The sequence below is a fragment of the Paraburkholderia phymatum STM815 genome, assembly GCF_000020045.1.
In the GTDB taxonomy this organism is placed as follows: Bacteria; Pseudomonadota; Gammaproteobacteria; order Burkholderiales; family Burkholderiaceae; genus Paraburkholderia; species Paraburkholderia phymatum.
Map to the genome: position 1 here is coordinate 1,664,757 of NC_010623.1, position 24,853 is coordinate 1,689,609.

The 24,853-nt window shown below is 62.1% G+C and carries 27 protein-coding genes; 17 read left to right on the forward strand and 10 right to left on the reverse strand.

Going from position 1 to position 24,853, the window contains the following annotated elements; genetic code table 11:
- The first annotated feature begins 174 nt into the window (after positions 1 to 174).
- From BPHY_RS23120 to BPHY_RS23145, 6 genes are all read left to right on the forward strand, one after another.
- On the forward strand, positions 175 to 864 hold the full coding sequence (locus tag BPHY_RS23120; protein ID WP_012403882.1) for a hypothetical protein: 690 nt from the start codon (positions 175 to 177) through the stop codon (positions 862 to 864).
- Between the two features lie 185 nt (positions 865 to 1,049).
- Positions 1,050 to 2,057: a YncE family protein gene (locus BPHY_RS23125; protein ID WP_012403883.1), complete on the forward strand. Its 1,008-nt coding sequence runs from the start codon at positions 1,050 to 1,052 to the stop codon at positions 2,055 to 2,057.
- A 171-nt stretch (positions 2,058 to 2,228) separates the two neighbouring features.
- Entirely contained in the window at positions 2,229 to 3,605 is a 1,377-nt protein-coding gene (locus BPHY_RS23130; protein WP_244257702.1) for an acyltransferase family protein, read from the forward strand.
- Between the two features lie 102 nt (positions 3,606 to 3,707).
- On the forward strand, positions 3,708 to 4,139 hold the full coding sequence (locus BPHY_RS23135) for a hypothetical protein (protein WP_012403885.1): 432 nt from the start codon (positions 3,708 to 3,710) through the stop codon (positions 4,137 to 4,139).
- A 138-nt stretch (positions 4,140 to 4,277) separates the two neighbouring features.
- Positions 4,278 to 4,598 (forward strand): hypothetical protein, encoded by a 321-nt coding sequence (locus tag BPHY_RS23140; RefSeq protein WP_012403886.1) that lies wholly within the window; start codon positions 4,278 to 4,280, stop codon positions 4,596 to 4,598.
- Between the two features lie 371 nt (positions 4,599 to 4,969).
- Positions 4,970 to 6,055 carry a sugar-transfer associated ATP-grasp domain-containing protein gene (locus tag BPHY_RS23145; RefSeq protein WP_012403887.1) on the forward strand — a complete coding sequence of 362 codons (1,086 nt, stop codon included), beginning with the start codon at positions 4,970 to 4,972 and terminating at the stop codon, positions 6,053 to 6,055.
- 49 nt (positions 6,056 to 6,104) lie between these two features.
- Here BPHY_RS23145 and BPHY_RS23150 read toward each other — a convergent pair whose 3' ends face one another.
- Positions 6,105 to 6,818, reverse strand: a complete 714-nt coding sequence (locus tag BPHY_RS23150) for a pirin family protein (RefSeq protein WP_012403888.1) — start codon at positions 6,816 to 6,818, stop codon at positions 6,105 to 6,107.
- 65 nt (positions 6,819 to 6,883) lie between these two features.
- Positions 6,884 to 7,645, reverse strand: coding sequence for an SDR family NAD(P)-dependent oxidoreductase (locus BPHY_RS23155; protein WP_012403889.1), 762 nt, complete (start codon positions 7,643 to 7,645; stop codon positions 6,884 to 6,886).
- Positions 7,646 to 7,766: 121 nt separating this feature from the next.
- Between BPHY_RS23155 and BPHY_RS23160 the strand changes: the two genes are divergently transcribed.
- The 3 genes from BPHY_RS23160 to BPHY_RS23170 all read left to right on the forward strand — a co-directional run bounded on the left by BPHY_RS23160 (position 7,767) and on the right by BPHY_RS23170 (position 10,631).
- The gene (locus BPHY_RS23160; RefSeq protein ID WP_012403890.1) at positions 7,767 to 8,684 is read left to right on the forward strand and encodes a LysR family transcriptional regulator; all 918 of its coding nucleotides are present in this window, start codon (positions 7,767 to 7,769) and stop codon (positions 8,682 to 8,684) included.
- Positions 8,685 to 8,791: 107 nt separating this feature from the next.
- A complete protein-coding gene (locus tag BPHY_RS23165; protein ID WP_012403891.1) occupies positions 8,792 to 9,325 on the forward strand; it encodes a DUF488 domain-containing protein in 534 nt (177 codons plus the stop codon).
- Between the two features lie 61 nt (positions 9,326 to 9,386).
- Entirely contained in the window at positions 9,387 to 10,631 is a 1,245-nt protein-coding gene (locus tag BPHY_RS23170; protein WP_012403892.1) for a Zn-dependent hydrolase, read from the forward strand.
- A 378-nt stretch (positions 10,632 to 11,009) separates the two neighbouring features.
- Here BPHY_RS23170 and BPHY_RS23175 read toward each other — a convergent pair whose 3' ends face one another.
- Positions 11,010 to 11,276 carry a CsbD family protein gene (locus BPHY_RS23175; RefSeq protein ID WP_012403893.1) on the reverse strand — a complete coding sequence of 89 codons (267 nt, stop codon included), beginning with the start codon at positions 11,274 to 11,276 and terminating at the stop codon, positions 11,010 to 11,012.
- Positions 11,277 to 11,493: 217 nt separating this feature from the next.
- Between BPHY_RS23175 and BPHY_RS23180 the strand changes: the two genes are divergently transcribed.
- The 4 genes from BPHY_RS23180 (at position 11,494) to BPHY_RS23195 (ending at position 13,239) form a co-directional block, all read left to right on the forward strand.
- Positions 11,494 to 11,871 carry a phage holin family protein gene (locus BPHY_RS23180; RefSeq protein WP_012403894.1) on the forward strand — a complete coding sequence of 126 codons (378 nt, stop codon included), beginning with the start codon at positions 11,494 to 11,496 and terminating at the stop codon, positions 11,869 to 11,871.
- Positions 11,868 to 12,182: a hypothetical protein gene (locus tag BPHY_RS23185; RefSeq protein ID WP_012403895.1), complete on the forward strand. Its 315-nt coding sequence runs from the start codon at positions 11,868 to 11,870 to the stop codon at positions 12,180 to 12,182. The genes BPHY_RS23180 and BPHY_RS23185 overlap by 4 nt, the downstream gene beginning before the upstream one ends.
- Positions 12,183 to 12,312: 130 nt before the next feature.
- A complete protein-coding gene (locus BPHY_RS23190) occupies positions 12,313 to 12,870 on the forward strand; it encodes a hemerythrin domain-containing protein (protein ID WP_012403896.1) in 558 nt (185 codons plus the stop codon).
- A 72-nt stretch (positions 12,871 to 12,942) separates the two neighbouring features.
- Positions 12,943 to 13,239, forward strand: a complete 297-nt coding sequence (locus BPHY_RS23195) for a hypothetical protein (protein WP_012403897.1) — start codon at positions 12,943 to 12,945, stop codon at positions 13,237 to 13,239.
- A 169-nt stretch (positions 13,240 to 13,408) separates the two neighbouring features.
- Here the strand turns inward: BPHY_RS23195 and BPHY_RS23200 are convergent, their stop codons facing one another.
- Complete coding sequence (locus BPHY_RS23200; RefSeq protein ID WP_244257701.1) at positions 13,409 to 13,630, reverse strand: hypothetical protein; 222 nt, start codon at positions 13,628 to 13,630, stop codon at positions 13,409 to 13,411.
- A gap of 29 nt (positions 13,631 to 13,659) precedes the next feature.
- On the opposite strand from BPHY_RS23200, the gene BPHY_RS23205 reads away from it, so the two are divergent.
- Complete coding sequence (locus BPHY_RS23205) at positions 13,660 to 14,031, forward strand: hypothetical protein (protein ID WP_157686673.1); 372 nt, start codon at positions 13,660 to 13,662, stop codon at positions 14,029 to 14,031.
- 115 nt (positions 14,032 to 14,146) lie between these two features.
- Here the strand turns inward: BPHY_RS23205 and BPHY_RS23210 are convergent, their stop codons facing one another.
- Together BPHY_RS23210 and BPHY_RS23215 are read right to left on the reverse strand one after the other, a co-directional pair.
- Positions 14,147 to 15,613 (reverse strand): NAD-dependent succinate-semialdehyde dehydrogenase, encoded by a 1,467-nt coding sequence (locus BPHY_RS23210; RefSeq protein ID WP_012403899.1) that lies wholly within the window; start codon positions 15,611 to 15,613, stop codon positions 14,147 to 14,149.
- A 100-nt stretch (positions 15,614 to 15,713) separates the two neighbouring features.
- Complete coding sequence (locus tag BPHY_RS23215) at positions 15,714 to 16,997, reverse strand: 4-aminobutyrate--2-oxoglutarate transaminase (RefSeq protein WP_012403900.1); 1,284 nt, start codon at positions 16,995 to 16,997, stop codon at positions 15,714 to 15,716.
- 118 nt (positions 16,998 to 17,115) lie between these two features.
- On the opposite strand from BPHY_RS23215, the gene pdxR reads away from it, so the two are divergent.
- Positions 17,116 to 18,678, forward strand: a complete 1,563-nt coding sequence (gene pdxR, locus BPHY_RS23220) for a MocR-like pyridoxine biosynthesis transcription factor PdxR (RefSeq protein WP_012403901.1) — start codon at positions 17,116 to 17,118, stop codon at positions 18,676 to 18,678.
- 16 nt (positions 18,679 to 18,694) lie between these two features.
- On the opposite strand, the gene BPHY_RS23225 is transcribed toward pdxR, so the two are convergent.
- The 4 genes from BPHY_RS23225 to phnC all read right to left on the reverse strand — a co-directional run bounded on the left by BPHY_RS23225 (position 18,695) and on the right by phnC (position 22,378).
- Positions 18,695 to 19,531, reverse strand: coding sequence for a DMT family transporter (locus BPHY_RS23225; RefSeq protein ID WP_012403902.1), 837 nt, complete (start codon positions 19,529 to 19,531; stop codon positions 18,695 to 18,697).
- Between the two features lie 135 nt (positions 19,532 to 19,666).
- Positions 19,667 to 20,509 (reverse strand): phosphonate ABC transporter, permease protein PhnE, encoded by an 843-nt coding sequence (gene phnE / locus BPHY_RS23230; RefSeq protein WP_012403903.1) that lies wholly within the window; start codon positions 20,507 to 20,509, stop codon positions 19,667 to 19,669.
- Complete coding sequence (gene phnD, locus BPHY_RS23235; RefSeq protein ID WP_012403904.1) at positions 20,506 to 21,474, reverse strand: phosphonate ABC transporter substrate-binding protein; 969 nt, start codon at positions 21,472 to 21,474, stop codon at positions 20,506 to 20,508. Before phnD ends, phnE begins: the two co-directional genes overlap by 4 nt.
- Before the next feature lie 94 nt (positions 21,475 to 21,568).
- Complete coding sequence (gene phnC / locus BPHY_RS23240; RefSeq protein ID WP_012403905.1) at positions 21,569 to 22,378, reverse strand: phosphonate ABC transporter ATP-binding protein; 810 nt, start codon at positions 22,376 to 22,378, stop codon at positions 21,569 to 21,571.
- Between the two features lie 403 nt (positions 22,379 to 22,781).
- Here phnC and BPHY_RS23245 point away from each other — a divergent pair, with 403 nt between their 5' ends.
- Both BPHY_RS23245 and BPHY_RS23250 read left to right on the forward strand, forming a co-directional pair.
- On the forward strand, positions 22,782 to 23,816 hold the full coding sequence (locus BPHY_RS23245; protein ID WP_012403906.1) for a M14 family zinc carboxypeptidase: 1,035 nt from the start codon (positions 22,782 to 22,784) through the stop codon (positions 23,814 to 23,816).
- Positions 23,813 to 24,649 (forward strand): alpha/beta fold hydrolase, encoded by an 837-nt coding sequence (locus tag BPHY_RS23250; protein ID WP_012403907.1) that lies wholly within the window; start codon positions 23,813 to 23,815, stop codon positions 24,647 to 24,649. Before BPHY_RS23245 ends, BPHY_RS23250 begins: the two co-directional genes overlap by 4 nt.
- Positions 24,650 to 24,853: the final 204 nt, after the last annotated feature.

A 24,853-nucleotide genomic window follows, 5' to 3' on the forward strand; every position in this document is an offset into this window, starting at 1 on the left:
TACGAATCCGTCTCGTGAAGCGATGCATGTCGCGAGCTGCGAAGGGGGGCGCAGGACTGGGTGTTATCAGAAAGATCGCCGCGCAGGCTTGATTCATCGACAGCGGAATAATGGAGTTGAAAGGTCCTGCAGCGTAATATCGGAGAATGCGCGATATCCCTGGCAGAGGCCGCGATGAACACGAGTTCGATGAGTGTGTGCCGTCAGGACGAGTGGACCGCACTTCTTCTGTGCGCGATGAAAACGAGTCTGTCGGTGGCCCATGAACTCGGGTTGTCGCCCGACGCCGTGCTCGAATGTGCCGCGCGGCACCTGAAATTCCGCGACTTTGCGTCGTTCGCGTCGGCTGTCCACGGCGCCTCGCGGGCATACGGTTGCTGTTCGCGACGCGACACGATCTCCGCTGTCGAGGTCGCGTACATCAAAACCCTCGCAACGCGCGCCGACAACGACAGGGACGTGCTGGCGTGCGTGCCAGCAATGTGCTGCGTGCCCGACTCTCAAAACCATCTGGAAGCGCCTGACATAGCCTATGAAAAGGTCATCGCGACAATTCAGGCGTTGAAAGACGACATGCGACGGACCTTCTCGCAGTGCGATGCGCCGGGTGACGGCCTCGTAGCAGGCGCCTCGGGTTTCGCGCGGGCACTGACGGCGATCATGCCTGCTGAAGACAACATGACAGCGTACGAGCGCGCCATGAAGGCGATCCTGCGAATCCGTTTCGCGATGCCGTGTCTGCATGTCGATGAGCATGCCGACGACGCCGAGGCGCATCAAGACGTGCGTCTGACTGAACCGCCGGCGGGTTGGATGCAGCGCGTCGAGGGCGTCGTTCATCAGCCCGTCGGATTGCACAATTAAGCAGTTGCGGATTTCACGACGTCCGCCCGTGATCGCGTTGCGCTGCCCCGCGGGTGGATGGTGGCTTATCGTGAGAGCCAATCGCACGATCCGGGCGCGGGTTCGCCACTTGCTACGACAGCCTTGCCGCGCTGCTTCTCCCGGTCCGGCGCAGTCCGTCACGCTAAAGCCGGCGGAGGTCCGTTATGGGTACTCGTGCCGTCGTGGTTGCCGTCGCCGCCGTTGCGGCACTCGTCACGCATGACGATTCGAATGCTGCTGACAACGCAACAGCCGCGTTGCCGCTTTCGCACATCGCCGACATCCCTTTGCCGGGCCGCACGTCCCGGCTCGATTACGAAAGCTTCGACCCTGACAGGCATCTGCTGTTTATCGCGCATCTGGGCGACAGCGAGGTCATCGTCTTCGATACACAGGCATCGCGGGTTGTCGCGCGCATTGGCAACATCGCCGAGGTGCATGGTGTACTCGCCGTGCCCGAACTGTCACGCGTCTATGCGTCGGCGACAGGCTCGAACGAAGTCGTCGCCATCGACGAATCGACGTTGAAAATCACCGCACGCATGCCGGGCGGCGTCTATCCGGATGGAATGGCCTACGCGCCGGGCACGCGGAAATTGTATATATCGGACGAGACGGGCGGAACAGAGACGGTGATCGACACCCGATCCAATCGTCGCACACACACCATCATATTGGGCGGCACTATCGGAAATACTCAATATGACGCCGCATCCGGGCACATCTTCGTCAACGCGCAGTCGCGGCGGCAACTGATCGAGATCGACCCGGCGAACGACGCGATCGTCGCGCACATCGATTTGCCCGGTGCAAAAGGAAATCATGGTCTGTACATCGTTTCGCCGCGCCACCTTGCGATGATCGCCTGCGAAGATAACGCCAGACTTCTGGTTGTCGATCTGCTCACTAGACAAGTCGCTCAGTCGTTCGATGTGGGTGACGGCCCCGACGTACTCGCATTCGATTCCGGCACGAACACGCTATATGTTGCGGGTGAGGCAGGCATCGTCTCGATGTTCGTACTCGATACATCAAGCCTGACGAAGACGGGCCAGGGCAGCATTGGCCCTAACGCGCATGTCGTCGGCGTCGATCCGGCAACACACCGCGTATATTTTCCGTTAAAGAATGTCGACGGGCATCCGGTGCTGCGTGTAATGGCGCCGCGTTGACTCTGTCTATTTGCACGCATGTCAATGTTGCTCGCGAGCTCAATTGCATGGCGACACATTTGCCGCAAGAGACCGATTCCGGCGATACGCTGTCTTGCCGACGCTTGCCGCTCGCTCGCGCATTCTCCACAAACGGTTTAACCCGCCAACACCTAGGGCTTTAGCGTCGTTATGTTTCGTGGCGTCGCGAGAGAGCTTTATGCTTTTCGTGAGAAGGCGACCTGCCTTTACGGTCCATGCATTGCGGCCGTTGTTGGTCGTGAGGCAATCCCGGTTGCGCGCCTGGCGCAGTCGCACCGCTCATCTCGGGGGCGTGTCATGAAAGCAAAGTTCTCCGGTCTCGACCTGCTGCGGTTTGCGCTTGCCCTTTACCTGACGCTCTTTCATTCAATTCATCAATATCCGCAAAGCCGGGGCATTCCGTTGATCGAACTTGCAGGGATGGGCGGCTTTGTGACCAGCACTTTCTTTGTGCTCTCCGGTTTTATCCTCGCTCACGTCTACTTCGGCGAATCGGACTCGATGCGAGGGAGCACACGGACGTTCTTCGTCAAACGCCTTTCTAACCTGTACGTGATTCATTTCATTGGGCTCGCGCTTTTCTTTGCGGTTGCTCTCGTCAGCACCCATGCGATCACGGCGTTTGCGCTAATGACCCTCGACGACGGGCCTGAGAAGACGATTGCATTGGCACCCTCGATGGCGACGTTGAACGTGGTGCTCAACGTGCTGCTGCTTCAGGTCTGGAACCCGTTGTACGGATCGATCAATCCGTCATCGTGGTCGCTCGCGGTGCTGCTGTTTTTCTACCTCACGTTTCCGTTTGCCGCTCCGCGCCTGCTGGCTGGACGAAACAAGCCGGCGCTTCTCTGTCTGTTGTGTGGGCTGTATCTCGTTCCTCCCGTTCTTGCGAGTGTGCTGCATTGGTACGATCCCGTTGCGGTGGGGACGATCTTGCGGAACCCTGTTTTGCGATCGCCGGAATTCCTTGGCGGCATTGTTCTGTACGGGATGTGCCGTGAGGGAACGCTCGCGCCCATTGCATCGGCTCCGAGTCGACGCGTCATTGCATTGGCGTTCGTCGCCTGTTGCTTTGTAGTGGGAGCATGGGCGGTTGCACATGGTCCGGAGTACGCGCGCTATCTCGTGCATAACGGCGCGATGCTGCCCGCAGAACTGGTTTTGATCGTGCTGTGCACGTCTGTGAAATTGCCTGAAAATTGCGAGCGTCTCGCATCGAGGCTAGGCAATTCCGCACTGTCCATCTTCGCGATTCACGCGCCGATATTCATGCTGATGATCAAGGCAACCAAGCTGCTTTCAATGGGAATATCGCCCTTTGAATGCGCGAAGCACTTCGCAGCTTGCGCGGCGGTGTCGAAGGATGTCGTGCCGGGTATGGGCGGCTTGCCGTTATACCTGATCGCCACGGCCGTTGCGGCCGTCTATTTCCACGAGCACCTTGTCGCGCCGCTGCGTGATATGGTTCGTCGCAAGCTGCTGGCGCATGGTCACGCGAAACACGAACCGGGTGCCGCTAGCGCATGAGGCTTTCGACTACACGCGGTGCTGTGGTAAACAGCCATGTTGATATCGGGCGCCCAAAATGCGTCCATCGAATGGTCTTTCGCCGCCTAATGCAAAGGAAATATGACACGACTGTCTCTCTCTGCGCTCGCAGCTTCCTGTTTCGCAACTTGCGTTCACGCGCAGAGTAACGATTCGGGACCGCTCGCCACACCCTCGGGGCAACTGCAGTTCGCACGCGTCGATCGCGACTTCGTGGCCATGCTCGACAAGCAGACTTTCGATCGTTTCGGCGCGAACACACTCGCGCATTTCGATGACACGGGCAACGCAAACGACGAGCTCTCACGCACGCTCGTGCAGACCGATTCCGGCCCCGTTCTCTATGATCTCCGCCGTCGTCCTCCACTCGTGCAGCGCTCGGGCGCGCGTATCACTGTGAAACGCGTGTTCTGGCAACGTGATGAAGTGGTCATGCAAAGTTCGCAAGGCTGGTTCCGGCTAAAGGGAGGCGTGATGACGAAGCTGCAATCGTCCAGGTCGATCTATCACTGATCGCGCACCCAATACCCGACAGGAGTGCCGGGCCGTCCGCAAAACAGCCGTAAGGCACGGTGCTTGCGCGGTTCATGGTCAAGCAGACCGCGAATGTCTGCGTCGATTATTCCAATCCAGATTAAGGAGGAACGGATCATGAATAAGGCAATTGGTGCACTGGTGGCGGCTGTTGCCGCGCTCGGGCTGTCAGGCGGGGCTTTTGCGCAGTCCACGGGAGGGACGGCGGGCGGCGGCCAAGGCGCCTCGAGTCATGGCAGCACGTCCAGCCCTGCAATGAACCAGGGGAACGACACGACGAGCGGCTACGGCACGCCTGGTTCCACGAATTACGAGGGCGGCACGGGCACTGGAGCGGCGAATCCGGGCATGACCCCGAACAACACGTCGACGCCGCACCCCGCGCCCAAGAGCAATAACACGCTGGCGACCCCGTCAGTCAAGTCGCCGGCGGAATAGCCGCAGCCAACGGGCAATCCGCGCATCAGCGCGCCGCACGCATTCGCGATGGGTCAGCTGATGCCGGCGTTGCCCGGCTTCCTGTCGTTTACGTGAAGGTGTCCGTGCATTTTTCGCTGTCGGACTCCAAGGTCAACCTGCCCCCGGACTCAACACTCAGAGTCAATCTCACGTCGTTTATGGCCAGGCATGCGACGTGCATGACTGCGGCGTCTATCATGGCGCACCGACCAGGCCAAAAGAAAAAGGCTTGTCTCAGCGAACACCCTGTTATTGCTTCTGACTGGTGCCGCTGCTTTTCATAGAACAGCAAGAACTGCGGAGCAGGTAAAACGCCACCTGTTCTCTTCGGCTATTGGACGGAGCATGTCATGCGAGTTGACGTTGAACGTCTGGCCAGAGCATCGGTAAAGAGGCTCGCCAGTTATAAATTTCATCTGGTCCATGCTATTCAGGCCGGACAAGCTCTGCGATCGATCGAAAAACGTCGAGGAAAACTCGCACCTCACGTATGTCGTCAGATCGAATCGTACGCACGCGATGTTTTCGGCGACGCAGTGTACGCACCGTGGCTTCGCGTGTATGCCGCATTGAACGGCGCATTCAAGGAGGGCTGGATTCCGGACAACTACTACGGCGCTGTCGTAGTGCCGCGGACAAAGGGTTCCTACGGGAAGATTTCGTCATTGAAGTCGGCGTCCTGGCTGATCTTTGGAGACGAGTCCTTTCCGGATATCGGATACCTCGCGAACGGCCTGTTTTATACGACGCAAAACACGGTGATATCCGGCGTCGAACTTCAACGTACGCTATTCCGCGAAACCGACAGGATCGCTTTCAAACGTGACGCTTCTGCACAGGGAAAAGGCGTATTCATATTCGACCGCAAGTCATTCGATCCGAACTTCATTCAGTCGATAGGCAACGGGGTATTCCAGACCTTCGTCAGGCAGCACGAGTTATTCGACCGCTTTACCCCGGATTCCGTGGCGACCTTGCGTTTTACAACGGTCGTCGAGCCTTCGGGGGTGATCTCGCTTCGCGCCTGTTTTTTGCGCCTGGGAAGAGCCGGTGAGACCCACATCCAGTCAGGCAGCGAGGTCTGCATTGCGGTGAATAGATCTACTGGGGAGCTCGATCCCGTCGGTTATCTGAACGACTGGACGGACGTGCGCGAACATCCGGATTCGAAGGCGAAGTTTTCCGGTGTCATCTTGCCTGCGTTCGACAGCTGCGTCAGGAAGGTACTGCAGTTGCACGGCAAAGTGCCCTTCATCGGCTGCATCGGATGGGACGTAGCCGTCGACATGCACGAGGGCGTGAAGGTTCTGGAGTGGAACGCGGAGCATAACGACGTGAAGTTCGGAGAGGCTACACAGGGCCCGTGCTTTGGCGATCTGGGCTGGGAGCATCTTCGATCTGGACGGGGCCTGGCGCCACATGCTCGCCTGGCGTGATGTTTTTTTTCGAATCGCTCCGTCCGAACGAGCGAGCCCCAGGTCCGGGCTAATACACATCAACCAGCTCGACCATCACGACGGTCGTGTCGTCAAATGCACGTATCGTGAGCGTCCGTTCACTGATGCATGCAACACCGTCGCGTACCGCAAGACGGACATCGTTCACGTCGACGCGGCCCGTCGTCGTCACCAGATATGCGGATGCCCCATCGGGCAACGCATACGTGAGCGTTTCGCCCGCAAGCATCGTTGCGCCTAGCACACGCGCGGTGGCATTGATCGCCAGCGCTCCCGCGTGCACATCCGCAGCGCGGCCGCTCGCGAGCACGATCAGGCGTCCCCGCCGCGCATCGAGATCGAACCGGCGCATCGCCCAACGCGGCTCACCATCGCGCGAACGCGGCGACAGCCAAATCTGGAAAAGCAGTGTCCGCTCAGGCTCCTCGTTGCGTTCGGCGTGCAGCACGCCCTTTCCAGCGCTCATGACCTGCACGTTCCCGGCCTCGATGCGGCCCGCGTTGCCGAAGCTGTCCTCATGCGTGATCGCACCCGAACGCACATAAGTGACGATCTCGACATTCGCATGCGCATGCATGCCGAACCCCGACTGCGGCGCAAGCTCATCGTCGTTCCAGATATAGAGCGGGCCGAGCGGCGCGTGCGCAGCGCAGCCGGTTTCGCCGAAGCGGAAATGCAGCCTGGCCTTCAGCCAGTCGCACTCGATACGCCCGAGGGCCTCGAAAGGCCGACGTTCAATCATGGTGTGATACTCCACTCGCGCGAAGGCAGCCGCATCGACGCCGCTGCCTTCGCTGGTGTTCACGCTCAGACTTGTGCCTGTCCGCCGTCGACGAACAATTCGGCGCCGTTCACGAAGCTCGCATCGTCCGATGCGAGGAAGAGCGCCGCGCCCGCGATTTCTTCGGGCTCGCCCACGCGGCCGAGCGGAATGCGCGAGGCCAGATAGTCGAGCAGACCTTGCTGTTGCGCGGCGTCCGGACCCGCGAGTTCGACGAGGCCCGGCGTCCTCGTTGCACCGGGGCTGATCGTGTTGACGCGGATGCCGCGGTCCTTGAGGTCGAGAATCCAGCTGCGGGCCAGATTACGGATCGCAGCTTTCGATGCGGAGTACACGCTGAACGCGGCCGTGCCTTCGATGCTCGTCGTCGAGCCGGTGAGAATCACCGATGCGCCTTTCGACAGCAGCGGCAATGCCTTCTGCACGGTGAAAAGCGTGCCCTTCACATTGCGATCGAACGTATCGTGATAGTGCTCCTCGGTTATTTCGCCGAGCGGCACCATCGTGCCGCCGCCTGCGTTGGCGAACAACACATCGAGACGACCCTTCTCGCCGCGAATCTGCTCATACAGCATGTCCAGCTGCTCGGGCTTCGACGAATCCACGCGCACGCCCGTGGCTGCGCCGACTGCGCCGACGGCGGCGACGGCCGCGTCGAGTTCGGCCTGGCGGCGGCCCGTGATGTACACGTACGCGCCTTCCGCTGCGAAGCGCTTTGCGGCGGCCAGTCCGATGCCGCTGGTAGCGCCCGTCACCAATGCGATCTTGTCTTCGAGTCTGCGTGCCATGATGTTTCTCCTTTGCTGGGTTAATCAGGTTTCGGTAAGCGGTGAAGCGATGTAAGAAGAATATCGACGGGGCGGTCTTTTCGAAATAGAATTGATTGCAAACCATCATTGCAAAAATGAAATGACGAACCTTCCGGATTTCGAAGGGTTGGCGATGTTCGCCAAGGTGGCCGAAGAGGGGTCGTTTGCGGCGGCCGCACGGGCGATGGGCGTATCGGTCGCGACCGTATCGCGCGGGGTCGCGCGCCTGGAGGAGCGGTTGGGCGCGCGGCTTTTCAATCGCACGTCGCGTCAGCTGGCGCTGACGGAGTTCGGCCACACGATTGCCGAAAAGGCGGCCGACATCTACCGGCAGGCGGAAGCCGCTGAAAATGCCGCGCGCGAGATGTCGGTCCAGCCGCGCGGCCTGGTGCGTCTGGCCGTGCCGATGTCCTTCGGACTGCGCTGGGTCGCGCCGCTTCTGCCGGGATTTTTTCGCGCGTATCCCGAGGTATCGATTGACCTGCATTTGTCGGATGCGACGGTCGATATCGTCGCTCAAGGGTTCGATGCGGCGCTGCGGATCGCGGCCTTGCCGGATTCGTCGCTCGTCGCGAGGCGCCTGTGCCCCGTGTCACAGCTCGTCGTCGCTTCGCCGGAACACCTGGAGCGATATGGAAGGCCGGCGCATCCGCGCGATCTCGTTGGCCGGCCGTGTCTGTCGTATGCGTATCGCGCGCGCAGCGACGTGTGGCGGTTCGTCAACGATGCCGGCGACGAGGAGCCCGTCACACCTGTGGGTCCGTTGCGAGTCACCAACTCCGATGCGCTGCTCCCGGCACTGCTCGACGGGTTGGCGATCGCGGAGCTTCCCGAGTTCATCGCGGGCGAATACCTTGCCGATGGACGGCTCGAGGCCATCCTGACGGACTGGCATCTGACGAGGGGCGGCCTCTATTTCGTGACGCCGTCGGCCCGCGCACGTCCGGCCAAGGTCACGGCATTGGCGGACTACTTCGCGGAGCACTTGTCGAAGCCAGCATGGTTCCGGCCTCGCTGAATGCAGCTAGCAGCGGGAGCATGAATTGCTGGCTCACTACGTTGAGTCCAACGTGAGAAACCGCCCGGTACTGGATGCATCGTCGCGATCACTTGCGGGAGGCGTCGATGTCACATGCGTTTTACACGGTCGGTCATTCGACTCACCCTTTGGGCGAGTTCTTCGGGTTGTTGGCGGGTGCCGGGATCGAGACGCTGGTCGATGTGCGAAGCATTCCCCGCTCTCGTACGAATCCGCAATTCAATCGCGAGACGTTGCCGGATGCGCTGAGCGATGAACACATCGGCTACGTGCATCTTGCGGATCTCGGCGGGCGGCGCGGCAAACCCAGGGGCAGTGCGCCATCGCCCAATGGCTACTGGACGCATCCCGCGTTTCGCAACTATGCCGATTACGCGATGAGCGCCGCATTTCAGCAGGCGTTGGCCGAATTGCTCGAACTCGGGCATCAGCAGACGTGCGCGATCATGTGTTCCGAAGCCGTGTGGTGGCGATGCCACCGCCGCATCATCGCTGATTACCTGCTGGAGCGTGGCGAGACCGTGCTGCATATCATGAACGCGGGCCGCATCGAACCCGCGAAGATGACGCCTGGCGCGCAACAGCAGCCCGACGGCACGCTGCGATATCCGCCCGGGTGATGCTAGCATCGGCGCTTGCCTGTCGGTTCACACTTACACCACAGCCCCCGGAACACGCACCGTGCACGAAGACTTCCCCCGCATCGATCCCATTCGCCTGCTTGACGATCTCAAGACCTTGCGCAGCTTCGGCGCGACCGGGCCCGGCGTGGTGCGCCTATCGCTCTCGCCGGTCGATATCGACGCGCGCCGCTGGCTCGCGGGGCGCATGACGGACGCAGGGCTGGACGCGGCCATCGATGGCGTCGGCACCGTGTTCGGTCGTTCACGCAAGCCCGGCCCTGCGCTCGTGATCGGCTCGCACAGCGACACGCAGCCGACGGGCGGCTGGCTCGACGGCGCGCTCGGCGTGATCTATGGACTCGAAATCGCACGCGCTCTTGGCGAATGCGAGGCCACGCGCGAGTTCGCGGTGGACGTTGCATCATGGATCGACGAAGAGGGGACGTTTTCGAGCTTCCTCGGCAGCCGCAGCTTCGTCGGGGACGCGATCGACGATTCGTTACGAAGCGCGCGCAATCACGAAGGTCTCTTGCTCGGCGATGCGCTTGCTCAGGCGGGCCTCGCGAATACGCCACGCGTGACCCTCGATCGCAAGAGGCAACGTGCGTATCTCGAACCGCATATCGAGCAGGGCGGACGGCTCGAGGCGTCGGCGAAATTGATCGGCGTGGTGACGACGATCGTCGGCATTCGCGAGTTTCAGCTGCGCTTCATCGGGCAGCGCAATCACGCGGGTACGACGCCGATGGCGATACGGCGCGATGCGGGGGCGGCGCTGGTCGCGTTCATCGCGCATATCGACGATGCGTTCGGCCGGCTCGCGGATGCAGATACGGTGTGGACGGTCGGGCGCATCGATCTCGATCCGGGTTCCTTCAGCGTCGTGCCAGGCAAAGCCGTGCTGCACCTGCAGTTCCGCGACGCAAACCCCAACCGGCTGCATGCGATGGAAAACGCGCTCGTTGCGCTGGTCGACGAATGGAACGGACAACATCTCGTCCGCGCGGAGTTGATCGCGTGCGAAGGCGCCGAAGAACCCGTCACGATGGATGCGGCCCTGCAGCAGCATCTCGCACAGGCCGCCGACGCGCTCGCCCCCGGACAATGGATGCATATGCCGAGCGGCGCGTCGCACGATGCACAGGTGATCGCGCAGCATATTCCAGCTTGCATGCTGTTCGTGCCGAGCATCGGAGGCGTCAGTCACGATTTCATCGAAGACACGGCGGAGCAGCATATCGTGCTCGGGTGCGAGGTGGCAGCGCGAGCGGCCGCGCGCATTGCTGGGGCGCTGAGGCGCTGAGGCGCTGAGGCGTTGAGGCGTTGAGGCGGCAACGCAATCCGGACGTCACGGTCCATATCTTCCCGGTTACGGACAGGTGCCGGTCGCGTTAAATCGTTCCGCAGCGCGCTAACATCCGTATAAAAGGGATCTTACCCATTCACGCCGCGAATCTGCTTCGACGTGGACCGTGTACTTCCGGTAAAGGTTGTTGCTGGTCGCGTGGAGAATGCATTGATCTGCGTTCCAGCAGCCGGCAGGCGCTGCCGGAAGCGCACGCTATGTCCCGTCGCTTCGCTTTGCACTCGAAGCGGTCATGCTCGATCTGCGCGCAGGACGGCGAGAGCGTGCGACAGAAGCGAATACTGTCGACGCCGCTCTCGCACCGTGCAACATGCGTCACATGTCGGCACGACGGTTCGCGGACCATAACGCGCCCAGCACGAAGCCCACCCCGATCGCGCCCGCCAGCACGGCAAGCGGATTCGACGACATGGCGTCGCGCGCCAGATCGGTCGCGTCGGCGCAGACCTGTTGCGCCTTGCCGCGCAGTTCGTCCGCCTTGCCCCCGAGCTGCATCCCGACGTCGCCCGCGATCGAGCCAATCGTCTCCTTTACGTTGCCGGCCGCTTCGCGGACCGCGCCTTCTGTTTTCGTCGTTTCCATGTGTCGCCCCTTGATTGAACCATTGCCATCCGTCACCGACCTTCGCGACGCTCGCCCTACGCGCGGTGCGCAATGCCCGCAGGCTTGCGTGAGCAAGTGCTGGGCCCGTCAGACACGCGCTTTCGCGAGCGGGTGTTTCGTTTTTGCACGCGGTGCTTTCGCGACGCGGCACATTGCTTGCGGGTTGCGTGTCGAACGTTCTGGGAGCGAGACAACGATGTCGATTCATCTACGGGCAACGTGCTGGCGCAATGTCGGTCGCTTCTACGCGAGCCGGATCGCGGACTATGGCGAACTCTTTTCCATCGAACTGGAGCAGGCCCGCGCGCAACTCGTGCGGGAAGTGATCGCATTGATTGCGCTGGCCGTCGCGGCGCTGTTTTCGCTGTCGTTCCTGTCGGTCGCCGTGATTGCGACGGCGCTCGGCACACGGTACTTCGTGCATGTCGCGTGGGGCGTCGCCGGCGTATGGGTCGTGGTGTGCGTGGCATCTTTCGCGGTCGTCCGTGCACAGCGACGGCCCGCGCGTTCATTCGACGGTTTGCGTGAAGAACTGCGCAACGATCTCGAAACGGCACGGGAGGCACTTCGATGAATACACGTGAGACCGAGCGGCCGTCCCCGCTTGCGGCCGAACGCGAAGCGCTGCTTCGCTCGCGACTCGCAGCCTCCCGCGCAGAGTTGCTGGCGAAATCGGTTGCGCTGAAGGTAGAAAATGCACAACGCGCGCCGTCCTGGCCGGTCCGTGGGCTGGAACTCGTCAAGACCGCGCCCAACGTCACCCTGCTGGCCGCCGTGCTGGTCGGCACGTTGGTCGTGGGCCCGAGGAAGATTGCCTTGGTCGTCGTGCGCAACGGACTGGCCGGCTGGGTGGGCAAGAATGTGCGGCGACGCGCGGGCCAATAGTCGAAGATGCACCCCGAGCGCATTTGTCACACTCAGTGGAATAGCGATTGCTGAATCTCGTCTTGCCTGCAGGCCCGGAAGACGCGGTGGCGTCCGGCATCTGCGGCTTGCCCACACTGATAAGGAGTCGATGATGAACGAGCAATCCGGCGCAGCGCGCGGCTCGGCAGAGTCCGATGCGGACGCAGACGCGATCGCGTTATTGAAGGCCGACCATCGCACGGTTGAAAAGCTTTTCGAAGCGTTCGAAAAAGCCGCCGCCGACGACCTGGAAGCGAAGGGCACGCTGGCGCGGCGGGCCTGCGAAGAACTGACCGTACACACTATCCTCGAAGAGGAACTGCTTTATCCCGTCGCGCACAAGGCGCTGGACAAGCAGGACGAAATCGACGTGGACGAGGCGTACGTCGAGCACTTTCTTGTGAAGACGCTGATCGAAAAGTTCGACTCGCTCAAGCCCAGCGATCATGGATTCGACGCGACATTCAAGGTGATGTCGGAACTCGTCAAGCACCACGTCGAGGAAGAGGAGTCGGCGCTCTTTCCGGAATTGCGCGAAAGCGGCGTCGACCTCGTCGCGCTCGGCAAGAAGCTGCGCGCCCGCAAGGACGAGCTCATGAAGAAGCTCGACGAGGCGGGCAGCAAGCTGGTCGGCGACAGGTCGCTGTCGTTCACACGCGCGGCCTGAGCATTGCTGTTGCCGTCATCGGCCCGCAGCCCTGCGGTGCGGGCCGTCAGTTGGGATGTGAGGCACGAGGCGATGACACGTACCGAATTCGAAGAGAGGGTCGGCACCATACTGCGCGATCATGGCACGGGCACGACGGCGGATCTCACCGACGAACTCGTGGCCTACTGGAACGGACATGCTGTCGCGTATGTCCTGTTGCACGAGACGGCGTCAGGCGCGAATTACGAAGATTTCGTCATGGACGACGCGCAGTGGACAAGCTGGCGGTCGTGGCTCGAAGCATGGATGGACAGTCCAACATTCAGCGTCCGGCCGGAAGTGCGTCACTGGATGTCGGAGGAACCGCCTGCAGATGCGGATAGCTGAAGCGGGGTGCTGCGGGCGAGCGGCATTCGATGCGGCACGCTCGGCGAAGATCGGAGACAACTGCGCCGCCCATCGTCGGTTTCAGACAGCGCTCGCCGGATTACCGGCGAAGGCGCTGCATGGCGCGAGGCGAGGCGCGAGTGGCCGTTCCGGTTGACGGGCAAGCTATCTACGGCTTGCTCCAAACCTGCTTCCAGCACATCAAAAACGTGCCGTGCACGTCCTTGGACACCGCGCCTTCGACGCTGCACGTGCTGCCCGTGAGCGCAGGACCGAACTGCGCGACTTCACGGTCTGCATCAGCGAGTGCCGCGGCGGGCACACGCCCCCAGATCGACAGACTGGCGAGGACGCCTGCGCAGCCGACGAGGACAACGAGGCTGCGTTTCATGCGGGCCGGGCGGCGGACGATACATTCAAATGGCATTGGGAAGCCTCGTCGGTCAGGGACTCATGTGCGGTGTTATCGGCAGCGCGCTTCGAAACCATAGCCCTGCGTTCAAATATTTTTTTGCCGCGCTCAATGTTCTGGAGCACCCGCAGAAGACTTGCACTGCACGATGGATTCAGGATGGCGCTCAAGCGTTCGCCGTGATTTCCTCGAGGCGCGATGAAAGATCGGATTGCCGCGTCGAATGCTGGGCGAGCGTTGAACGACTGGGTCCGGGCGATTCCCGCCGATCTGATCGAGAGACACGCGATGCGGCGCTCGGCATGTCGCATTTGCCGGAGTCGATGATGAACCGGCTGTTCGATCGCGTGCTCGACGAGGCGGCGTGGGTGAATCAATAACAGCCGCCGGCGAAGAAAACCGGCAACGAGGTTGCGTCCTGAGGCGCTTAGGGCGCATTGGAGAACGTCTGCGACGGTGGCCAAACATCGGCCGGCGTCGCAGCGAAAGCCTTATTTATATCCCGCCGATGCACATGTACTTGATCACGACATATTCGTCGATCCCGTAGTGCGACCCTTCGCGTCCCAGTCCCGACTGCTTGACGCCGCCAAACGGTGCGACTTCGTTCGAGATGGCGCCCGTGTTGATCCCGACCATGCCGAATTCGAGCGCTTCGGCAACGCGCCAGATGCGGCCGATATCGCGGCTATAGAAATACGAAGCGAGGCCGTATTCGGTGCTGTTCGCCATCTCGATCACCTGCTCGTCGGACGAGAAGCGGAATAGCGGCGCCAGCGGGCCGAAGGTCTCGTCGCGTGCGACCTTCATGTCGGGCGTGACATCGGCGAGCACGGTCGGCTCGAAGAAGCCATGACCGAGCGCATGACGTTTGCCGCCCGTAACGACGCGCGCGCCTTTGCCGAGCGCATCTTCGATATGCGATTCGACCTTGAGTACGGCCGCCTCGTTGATCAGCGGGCCTTGCTGCACGCCTTGCTCCGTGCCGTGACCGACCTTGAGCCTGGTCACGGCGGCCGCGAGCTTGCCGGCGAAGGCGTCGTAGACGCTGTCGTGCACATAGAAGCGGTTCGTGCACACGCAGGTCTGCCCGCTATTGCGGTATTTCGATGCGATGGCGCCTTCGACGGCCGCATCGAGATCGGCGTCATCGAACACGATGAACGGCGCATTGCCGCCCAGTTCCAGCGATACCTTCTTGACGGTTGGCGCGCACTGCGCCATCAGCAGACGTCCGACGCCCGTCGATCCCGTGAACGAGAGCTTGCGCACCAGCGCGTTACCCGTCATTTCGCCGCCTATCGGTTTCGGATCGCCGGTGACGATGCTGAAGACGCCGGCGGGCACGCCTGCGCGTTCGGCGAGCACGGCGAGCGCGAGTGCCGACAGCGGCGTCGCTTCAGCGGGTTTGACGATGATTGGGCAGCCTGCCGCGAGTGCCGGGCCGACCTTGCGGGTAATCATCGCAGCGGGGAAATTCCACGGCGTGATGGCGGCGCAGACGCCGACGGGTTCTTTGGTCACGACGATGCGCTTGTCGTTGGCGACGGTGGGGACCGTATCGCCATAGACGCGTTTGGCTTCTTCGCCGAACCATTCGAGGAACGATGCCGCATAGCCGATTTCGCCTTTTGCTTCTGCGATCGGTTTGCCTTGTTCGGTGGTGAGGATCAACGCCAGGTCGTCGGCGTTCGCCAGCATCAGGTCATTCCATTTGCGGAGGATTTCTGCGCGCTGCTTGCCGGTTTTTGCCTTCCAGGCGGGCCAGGCCGCGTTGGCCGCTTCGATTGCGCGGCGCGTTTCCTGTGCGCCCATACGGGGGACGTCGGCGATGTGCTCGCCGGTTGCCGGGTTGAGGACCCCGAAGGTTTCGTTGTTGTCGGCTGGTTGCCACTCACCGTTGATGTAGGCCTTGCTTTGCAGCAGCGAAGGGTCTTTGAGTTTGCTTTGCAGGGTAGTCATTGAAGTTGTCCTTTTAATCGAAAGCGGAAGATAAACCATCGAAAGCGGACGGCAACCCGCGGATGCCAGCGCCAAAAAGCCGCCGCAGGCAAAGAAAAAATCAGGCCGCTACGCCAACAGTCTCTTTCAGCACCTCTTCGAGAATGGAAACAGCTTCATCGAAGACCGAATCCTGAATAGTCAACGGGAACAAAAACCGAACAACGTTCGAATAAACACCACACACCAGCAACAGCAACCCGCGCTCGAGCGCGCGAGTCTGCACGCGCTTCGTGAAATCGGCATCCGCCTCCGACGTACCCGGCTTGCAGAACTCGACGGCCACCATGCCGCCCGGCCCGCGCACATCGGCGATCAGCGGCACTTCCGACTGAAGCGCCGTCAACTTCGCCTTCAGGCGATCCCCCAACACCACAGCCCGCTCGCAGAGCCGCTCTTCGTCGATGATGTCGAGCACCGCATGCGCCGAAGCAACCGCGAGCGGATTGCCCGCGTACGTGCCGCCCAGTCCGCCCGGCGCAGCCGCATCCATCACATCCGCACGCCCGACCACACCCGACAGCGGCATGCCGCCCGCGAGGCTCTTCGCCATCGTCATCAGGTCGGGAACCACGTCATAGTGATTCATCGCGAACAGCTTGCCCGTGCGTGCAAAACCCGTCTGCACTTCGTCCGCGATCAGCAGAATGCCGTGCTCGTTGCACAGCTTGCGCAGCGCCCGCACGAACTCGGCAGGCGCCGGATAGAAACCGCCTTCGCCTTGCACCGGCTCGAAAATGATCGCCGCGACGCGCTTCGGATCGATGTCCGCCTTGAACAGAAATTCGATCGCCTTCAACGAGTCCGCCGTCGTCACGCCATGCAGCGGATTCGGGAACGGTGCGTGGAATACATCGGCCGGGAACGGGCCGAAGTTCAGCTTGTACGGCGCGACCTTGCCCGTCAGCGCCATGCCCATCATCGTGCGGCCGTGAAAGCCGCCCGTGAACGCGATCACGCCCGGACGGCCCGTGAAGGCGCGTGCGATCTTGATCGCGTTTTCGACGGCTTCGGCGCCCGTCGTAAAGAATGCAGTCTTCTTCGGATAGTCGCCCGGCGCGCGCTCGTTGATCTTTTCCGCCAGCTCGACATACGACGCATACGGCACGATCTGATAAGCGGTGTGCGTGAAGTGGTCGAGTTGGGCGCGCACGGCCTCGACGATCTTCGGATGACGATGCCCCGTGTTGCAAACGGCAATGCCGGCCGCGAAATCGATGAAGCGGCGGCCCTCGACGTCCCACAGCTCCGCATTCTCCGCACGCGCAGCGTAGAAATCGCACATCACGCCTACGCCGCGCGGCGTGGCGGCGTCCTTGCGGCTCTTCAGTTCAGCATTCTTCACGGAGATCTCCTGTTGGGTTCGTTCGGCGCTCGCGCTCGTCGCGGCACATGCAACGACTATAATCAGATTTGGCTCCAAGTTTCAGAGCCATTTCAGTAAAAAATCAGGAGCCAATTTCATGCGCGCGAGTGTGTTGTCGGACTGGCTGGCGCAGCGTCTCGACCGTGGCAACGGGCAGCCGATCTATCGGCAGCTGCATCGGCTGCTGCAACAGGCCATCCTGACGCGCGAATTGCCGGCGGGCAGCAAGGTGCCGTCGTCGCGGCTGCTGGCCAACGAACTGGGCATCGCGCGCAACACCGTCACGCAAGTCTACGAACAGCTCGCGCTCGAGGGCTATGTCTCGTCGGCCACCGGGCGCGGCACGTTCGTCGCCGATACTTCGCCCGATGAAATCGTCGGCTCCACGGATGCTCAAGGCGCGGCGGCATCCCATTCTGCGCCTGTACAGCAGTTGCAGCAGGCGTTGGCACCGCAGCAATCGAAAACGCAGCCGCATGCGCAGCAGCCGGCTTCACGCGCGCTGTCGCAGCGCGGCTTCCGGCTGGTCGCGGGCGCGGGAGTGTCGAAGCGTCAGTGGGGCGCGTTCATGCCCGGTGTGCCCGACGTCACGCGTTTTCCGGCGCGCGTGTGGAGCCGGCTGCACAACAAGTACTGGCGGCGTTTGCGTCCCGATCTCCTGACGTATGCGCCGGGCGGCGGCCTGTCTCTCCTGCGGCATGCGCTGGCCGATTACCTGCGCACGTCGCGCTCGGTGCGCTGCACGCCCCAGCAGATCATCGTCACGACGGGTATTCACCAGTCCGTCGATCTCGCCGTGCGCCTGCTGTCCGATCCCGGCGACGTCATCTGGACGGAAGATCCGTGCTATTGGGGCGTGCGCAGCGTGATGCACGTGTCGGGGCTGAAGTCTCGTCCGATCGCCGTCGACGACGAAGGCATCGCGCCATCGCCCGACGATCTCGCGCATCCACCGAAGCTGATGCTCGTCACGCCGTCGCATCAATATCCGCTCGGCATGGTGATGAGCCTCGCGCGGCGGCGGATGCTGCTCGAATATGCGCGGCAGAACCAGTGCTGGATCATCGAAGACGATTACGACAGCGAGTACCGCTATGGCAGCCGTCCGCTTGCGTCGCTTCAGGGGCTCGATACGGCGGGGCAGGTGATTTATGTCGGCAGCTTCGGCAAGACGTTGTTTCCGGGCCTGCGGATCGGCTATCTGGTCGTGCCCGAGGCGCTCGCCGAGAGCTTTGCGACGGCCAGCGCAGAGTTGTACCGCGAAGGGCAGTTGCTGCAGCAGGCGATGCTTGCGGATTTCATCGCCGAGGGGCATTTCACATCGCACATCCGCAAGATGCGCACGCTGTACGGGCAGCGCCGCGCCACCTTGCTCGACGCTGCCGCGCGGCGTTATGGCAATGCGTTGCCGGCCGTGGGCGGCGATGCGGGCCTGCATCTGGTGATGCAACTGCCCGACGGCACCGACGACCGCGCAGTCGCGGCGGCTGCGTTGGAACGCAATATCGTCGTGCGCCCGTTGTCGGGGTATTACGCGGAATCGTCGCGTGCACAGTCGGGCTTGCTGATCGGTTACGCATGCGTGCCCGACGAGGAAATCGCGCCTGCATTCGACACGCTCGCGGACGCCATCGACACGACGTTGCCGCTTTTCGCGTGAGCAGCGCGAGAAGCGCCTATAGACGGATCAAAACTGCGCCGAGCGTGACGAGCGTGCACGCGAACACGCGCTGCGCCGTGAGCTTTTCGTGCATGAACGAGAAGCCGATCAGCACCGCGAAAATGGAGCTGAGTTCGCGCAGTGCCGACACCATGGCGATGGGCAGAAAACGATAGGCCTCGATGATGAGGCAGTACGCGGCCAGTGCGATCACGCCGGACAGCATGCCTTTCATCATCGTCTCGCGCGACGTGAACAGTCCTTTTGCGCCGCCGCGCCAGTGCCACACGAGCAGGAACTGCGGCACGTTCCACAGCAGATAGACCCACATGATGTAGCTAAGCCCGTTGCCCGCGACGCGTGCGCCGATTCCATCGACGACGGAGTACGCCGAGATGAACAGTCCGGTGAGCAACGCGTAGGGTACGCTTTCGCCCGAAAAACGCATGTCGCGGCGAAACGCGAGCGACACGATGCCGATGGACACCAACGCGACGCCTGCCGCCGCGAGCGGCTTCAACGATTCGTGCGCGAACACGAGTGCTCCCGCGAACACGAGCATCGGCGAGAGCCCGCGCGCGATCGGATAGATCTGGCCGAAGTCCCCGCTGCCGTACGCGCGGATCAGCGCGAGGCAGTAGCCGAACTCGAGCACGACCGACGCGGCGATATAGGGCCATGCGGCCGGCTCTGGCAGTGGCAGGACGGCTACGCCGATTGCGCTTACGGCGATGTACGGGATCGACATCATGCCGAGCAGCCAGACCCGGTCTTCCGCAAGACGCAGGAAGGCGTTCCAGCTCGCGTGGAGCATCGCGGACAAGAGCACGAGTAGGACGACGGAGGTCTGCATGGGGGCGCAGGCGGCGGGCGCGCGCTGGCGCGCAAAGACTGAGATTATTGCGTAGAGTGGTGTTGTTATGTGCAGTTTTGTGGCGGTTTTTTACAGCGCAGGCTCGTTCAGGTTTTTGCGCTTGTGCTGACGTCCTTATATAACCCGCTCGCGAAGCCGGGCAGACACCACATCAATGACAGTGACAACAACAATAACCATCAATATCACAGCCGCAGTCTGCGAATAGTTGAACGAGCGAATCGATTCATAGAGCACGACGCCGATGCCTCCGGCGCCCACCATCCCGACGACCATCGCTGAGCGCACATTCGACTCGAACCGATACAACGCATACGAAATCCACAGTGGCAAGACTTGCGGCAGCACGCCATAAACGATCTCATCGAGACTTGTCGCGCCCGTCGCGCGAACGCCCTCCGCGGGACGCTCATCAATAGCCTCGACGGCTTCGGCGAACAGCTTGGCAAGCACGCCCGTCGTATGCACCCACAGTGCAAGCACACCCGCAAACGGCCCGAGACCGACGGCAACGATGAACAGCATCGCGAACACCATTTCGTTGATCGCGCGGCACGCATCCATCAGTCGGCGCACGGGCTGCACGACCCAGGCGGGCGCCATGTTGTGCGCGGACAGCAAGCCGAACGGAATCGCACACAGAATGGAAAGCGCCGTGCCCCATACCGCGACCGCGAGCGTCACGCCCATCTCGTGTACATACATGCGCCATTCGGTGAAGTCGGGCGGAAAGAAGTCTTTCGCGAACTGCCCCATGTTGCCTGAATCGGACAGCAGATCGAGCGGGCGCATGTCGGCGGCCCGCCACGACAGGCCGAGCGCCGCGATCAACGCGATCCAGCCGAGCAGCGAAACCCAGCTGCGTTTGCCCGCCGCAGCGGCCATCGCTTTCTGCGAGGGATTCGGCTGATCGGCCGAAGGCGTCGAGCGATGGGCGCTCAGTTCGGCTGCGTTCATTGCTTTTGCGTGTTCAGCGCGGACAGTTTCGCGTCGATGGCGGCGATCTGCGTCTTGCGATCGGAATCCGACAGCGATGCATCGGCTTCGATCTTCTGCTTTTGCTCGAACAGCTTGATCTGGCGAATCGGCTGCGACTGCGCATCCGTCGACGGCGAGAAACCGCTATAGCTGAAGATGTTCGCCATCACCGACTTCTCGCGTGCGTCGGTCTCCGCATAGTTGTAGAAGAACTTGCGCAGCTTCTCCTTCGTCGCGTCCGGCAGATCCTTGCGCCACACCAGCGGGTCCGACGGAATCAGCGGCGATTGCCACAACACGCGCACCTGCGCGAAACGATCGGGATGCTGCTTTTTCAACGTGTCGAGCATTTCGGTGTTGTTCGTCGCGATGTCCACCTTGTTGTTCACGACGGCAAGGAGGTTCGCTTCGTGGCTCGACGGCAGCACCGTCTTGAACGACGTGCGCACAGGCGCGTTGTGCTGCGCGAACAGGTAGTAGCCGGGCACCAGCGACCCCGACGTCGAGTTCGGATCTCCGAAGCCGAGGGTCACGTCCCTCGTGTTCCTGAAGACATCGTCGAGTGTCTTGAAGCGGCTGTTCGCGTTCGTGATCAGCACGGAGTAGTAGCCGGCATCGCCGTTCGCGTACATGGTCTTCGCGAACACTTCGCCATTCGAACGATCGACGGCTTCAATCGCCGATGCGTTGCCGAGATACGCAACCTGCACCTTGTTAAAGCGCATGCCTTCGATGATGCCTGCGTAGTCGGTTGCGAAGAACGCCTTGACGTTCAGACCCGTCTGCTTGTTCAGGTCATCGATGAGCGGTTGCCAGCGCTGCTTGAGCACGGCCGACGAGTCCGTCGAGATGATGCCGAGATTGAGGTCTTCGGCATGGACGGCGGAGCCGGCGAAAGCCGACACGGCCGCGACGCAGACCAGCAGAGAGCGCAGGAGTTTCATGTGTTCTGATCCAGGTGAGTGAGTCGGATACAGCGTTTCTTTGCGGAAAGGGAATCAGGCCGAATGCGGCGTTGAGCGGCTGCACGCGTTTGCTCTACGCGGCATTCGCTGCGCCGTCCGGCTGCTGCGTGTCTTCGCGCAGCTCGCGCGCATCGTCGCCATATAGCTTTTGCAAGAGCACGGGCGTGAGCGCGGAAGAGGGACCGTCGTAGACGATCCTCTCGCGCCGCATCGCGACTGCGCGCTGGCAGTACTGCATCGCGATATCGACTTGATGCAGCGAAACCAGCACCGTTAGCCGATGCTCGATGTTCAGCGTACGCAGCATGTCCATCACGCGGCGCGACGACTCGGGGTCAAGCGAAGCGATCGGCTCGTCGGCGAGGATGATGCGCGCTTGCTGCACGAGTGCACGTGCGAGCGCGGCGCGCTGCTGCTGTCCGCCCGAGAGATTCGACGCACGCTCGCGCGCATGTTCGCTGATGCCAACCTCGTTCAAGGCCGACATCGACAGCTCGCGCTCGCCGCGCGGGAAACAGCCGGTGAGACGGCGCCACAGCGGCAGGCGCGCGAGTGCGCCGATCAGCACGTTTGCTTCGACCGTCAGCCGGTTCACGAGATTGAACTGCTGGAATACGAAACCGATGTCGCGGCGGATGCTGCGCACTTCGCGCACGATCCGCCCGTCCTGCTGGATCGGCCGGCCGAGAATCGAAATCTGTGAAGGCTGCGCATCCGACACTGTGAAGCCCGCAATATGACGCAACAGTGTCGACTTACCCGAGCCCGATGCACCGATCAGCGCGACCATTTCGCCTTGCCCGATGCGCAGGTCGATTTCGTCGAGCGCCTTGCGGCCGTTGCCGAACGTCTTGCTCAGACGTTCGATGCGGATTGCTTCCATGTATGTCCTGTCGATGACTGCGGTGCGTGCCGGAAGTTGTGGGACATTCTAGAAAGCGTCTGTGACGGTTGAGTGAACGCGTCGCAACATCTAGACGACTATATCTTTGCAGCAGTAGCCGCCGGTTCGCCGATTCGTGACTCAGTGTGCGGTGCGCCGCAGTGTCCGTTTGCGCCTTGTGTCATCTGTATGTCAAACGAACGACGGGTCGGTGCTGCCTGGGTTGGACGCGTGCGACCGGTTTTACGCCATGTCTCCGCGATCATTCCGTGGCATGGAAACTGCCGGGTTTCGAACGCACACAACGGGTTCGCGCCGATAGGCGTTCGTCATAGGAAGCGGCTATATTGGCGGTGGCAGGCGGCGCTCTCCCGATGCAGCCGTCCATAACGAAACTACAACCATGCGCGCTTTCAGTTTGTTGCCTGACAGCTTCGCCGAATACGACGATCTGAAGGCGCTGCTCGACGAGGGCGCGCGTTCGTTCGACATCGAGAGCGTGGCCGACGTCGAAGTAGCAGGCCGCACGTTCGAGGTGTATGTCGCGTCGATTGGATCGAGCGATCCGCAAGCCCCCGCCGTCGGTTTCTTTGGCGGCATTCACGGGCTGGAACGGATCGGCTCCCGGCTCGTGCTCGAATACATGCGCTCGTTGTTGTCCCGGCTCACATGGGACGAACTGCTGCTGCAGCAACTCGACTCCATTCGTATCTACATCGTGCCGATCGTCAATCCCGGCGGCATGTGGGCCGCGACCCGCGCGAATCCGAACGGCGTCGATCTGATGCGCAACGCGCCACAGGACGCCGAGGAACGCGTGCCCCTGCTCGCGGGCGGCCAGCGCGTCGGTTCGTGGCTGCCGTGGTATCGCGGGCGGCGCGGCGCGCCGATGGAAGGGGAGGCGGAAGCGCTGCTGGGCGTCGTCGCACAAGAACTCGCGACGCGGCCGCTGTCGTTCGCACTCGATTGCCATTCGGGCTACGGCTGGAGCGACAGCATCTGGTTTCCGTATGCGAAGACGCGCCGGGCGATGCCGCATCTGCCGGAGATGTACGCGCTGAAGACGATGTTCGAGCGCGCGCATCCGCATCACGGCTACACGTTCGAGCCGCAGAGCCATCAGTACCTGTTGCACGGCGACCTATGGGACTGGGCCTACGACCGCACGCCGTCGCCCAACATCTTTCTGCCAATGACGCTCGAACTCGGCTCGTGGCTATGGATCAAGAAGAACCCGCGCCAGATCTTCTCGCGCCAGGGCATGTTTAATCCCGTGAAGGCGCACCGCACCGCGCGCGTGTTGCGGCGTCACGCGAACCTGCTCGACTTCCTGACGCGCGCGGCGTATGCGTCGGAGCGTTGGCTGCCGCACGGCAGCCGGCGCGACCAGTTGCTAGCCAGCGCAACGGACCTCTGGTACAGGCGCAAAGAGAAATGAGCACGTGGATACTGTTGCGCGGCCTGACCCGTGAAGCGCGCCATTGGGGTGCACTGCCCGATGCATTGCGCGCGGCGCTGGACGGCATGAAGCCTGGCGCGTCGCTCGCGGACGCTGCTCCGGCGTGCGTGCTGACCATCGATCTGCCCGGCAACGGCGAACACGCGAATCGTCGTGCGCCGCTGCAGGTGGACGCGATGGTGGACTTCGTGCGCGCGGCGGCACGCGCGAGCGGCGCGCCGGGACCGTATTGCGTGTTGGCGATGTCGTTGGGCGGCATGGTCGCGACATGCTGGGCGCAGCGTCATCCCGCCGATATCGCGCGGCTCGTGCTGATCAACACCAGCATGCGCCCGTTTAGCCGCTTCGACGAACGGCTGCGTCCGCAGGCGTGGGCAGGGCTCGCGCACATCGCGTGGCATTGGGGCAAGGCAAGCGTCGTGGAGGCAGCGATCCATCGTCTGACGTGCACCCACGGCGAGACACGCGACGCCGATGTAAAGGCATGGGTGGCCATTCGCGAAAGCGCGCCCGTCAGCCGGATCAATGCGCTGCGGCAGCTGTTTGCGGCCGCGCGCTTCAGCGCGCAACGGCAGCGGCCCGCGTGCCCGACGCTCGTGCTGTCGACGCGCGAGGACGGACTCGTCGACCCCGCGTGCTCCGCGGCGCTCGCGGCAGCATGGGGCGCGCCGCACTGGCGGCACGCGTGGGCCGGCCACGACCTTCCTCACGACGACCCCGCATGGACCGTCCAGCGAATCTGCGCGTGGCTCGAGCAGGGCGATGAGAATCCGGATTTCGAAAACGCGCAATCCGGTTCAACGGATGAATGACCGATCATTCTGTCTCCATGCATTCGCAACAAAAGCCTTTAGAGATGGTCGTCTTTCGCCTTGATTGCGGACCATAAAAGCCTGGCGCATCAGGGGTGATCTGCTAATAAGAAGAACTCTGGCCTGTGATGGTAAGCCAACAGAACGAAGCTTTTTATCGATCGTCAAGGTGGTGCTCCGCGGTCAGCCGTGTTCCCGGACACG

Coding starts and splice junctions, on each gene's coding strand:
- BPHY_RS23150 (WP_012403888.1), bottom strand. CDS start 6,818: ATGATTGAACGTCGGCCTTTCGAGGCCCTCGGGCGTATCGAGTGCGAC.
- BPHY_RS23120 (WP_012403882.1), top strand. CDS start 175: ATGAACACGAGTTCGATGAGTGTGTGCCGTCAGGACGAGTGGACCGCA.
- BPHY_RS23130 (WP_244257702.1), top strand. CDS start 2,229: ATGTTTCGTGGCGTCGCGAGAGAGCTTTATGCTTTTCGTGAGAAGGCG.
- BPHY_RS23205 (WP_157686673.1), top strand. CDS start 13,660: ATGGCATTGGGAAGCCTCGTCGGTCAGGGACTCATGTGCGGTGTTATC.
- BPHY_RS23175 (WP_012403893.1), bottom strand. CDS start 11,276: ATGGAAACGACGAAAACAGAAGGCGCGGTCCGCGAAGCGGCCGGCAAC.
- phnE (WP_012403903.1), bottom strand. CDS start 20,509: ATGAACGCAGCCGAACTGAGCGCCCATCGCTCGACGCCTTCGGCCGAT.
- pdxR (WP_012403901.1), top strand. CDS start 17,116: ATGCGCGCGAGTGTGTTGTCGGACTGGCTGGCGCAGCGTCTCGACCGT.
- BPHY_RS23165 (WP_012403891.1), top strand. CDS start 8,792: ATGTCACATGCGTTTTACACGGTCGGTCATTCGACTCACCCTTTGGGC.
- BPHY_RS23155 (WP_012403889.1), bottom strand. CDS start 7,645: ATGGCACGCAGACTCGAAGACAAGATCGCATTGGTGACGGGCGCTACC.
- BPHY_RS23210 (WP_012403899.1), bottom strand. CDS start 15,613: ATGACTACCCTGCAAAGCAAACTCAAAGACCCTTCGCTGCTGCAAAGC.
- BPHY_RS23190 (WP_012403896.1), top strand. CDS start 12,313: ATGATGAACGAGCAATCCGGCGCAGCGCGCGGCTCGGCAGAGTCCGAT.
- phnC (WP_012403905.1), bottom strand. CDS start 22,378: ATGGAAGCAATCCGCATCGAACGTCTGAGCAAGACGTTCGGCAACGGC.
- BPHY_RS23160 (WP_012403890.1), top strand. CDS start 7,767: ATGACGAACCTTCCGGATTTCGAAGGGTTGGCGATGTTCGCCAAGGTG.
- BPHY_RS23145 (WP_012403887.1), top strand. CDS start 4,970: ATGCGAGTTGACGTTGAACGTCTGGCCAGAGCATCGGTAAAGAGGCTC.
- BPHY_RS23200 (WP_244257701.1), bottom strand. CDS start 13,630: ATGAAACGCAGCCTCGTTGTCCTCGTCGGCTGCGCAGGCGTCCTCGCC.
- phnD (WP_012403904.1), bottom strand. CDS start 21,474: ATGAAACTCCTGCGCTCTCTGCTGGTCTGCGTCGCGGCCGTGTCGGCT.
- BPHY_RS23185 (WP_012403895.1), top strand. CDS start 11,868: ATGAATACACGTGAGACCGAGCGGCCGTCCCCGCTTGCGGCCGAACGC.
- BPHY_RS23225 (WP_012403902.1), bottom strand. CDS start 19,531: ATGCAGACCTCCGTCGTCCTACTCGTGCTCTTGTCCGCGATGCTCCAC.
- BPHY_RS23180 (WP_012403894.1), top strand. CDS start 11,494: ATGTCGATTCATCTACGGGCAACGTGCTGGCGCAATGTCGGTCGCTTC.
- BPHY_RS23250 (WP_012403907.1), top strand. CDS start 23,813: ATGAGCACGTGGATACTGTTGCGCGGCCTGACCCGTGAAGCGCGCCAT.
- BPHY_RS23140 (WP_012403886.1), top strand. CDS start 4,278: ATGAATAAGGCAATTGGTGCACTGGTGGCGGCTGTTGCCGCGCTCGGG.
- BPHY_RS23195 (WP_012403897.1), top strand. CDS start 12,943: ATGACACGTACCGAATTCGAAGAGAGGGTCGGCACCATACTGCGCGAT.
- BPHY_RS23245 (WP_012403906.1), top strand. CDS start 22,782: ATGCGCGCTTTCAGTTTGTTGCCTGACAGCTTCGCCGAATACGACGAT.
- BPHY_RS23135 (WP_012403885.1), top strand. CDS start 3,708: ATGACACGACTGTCTCTCTCTGCGCTCGCAGCTTCCTGTTTCGCAACT.
- BPHY_RS23125 (WP_012403883.1), top strand. CDS start 1,050: ATGGGTACTCGTGCCGTCGTGGTTGCCGTCGCCGCCGTTGCGGCACTC.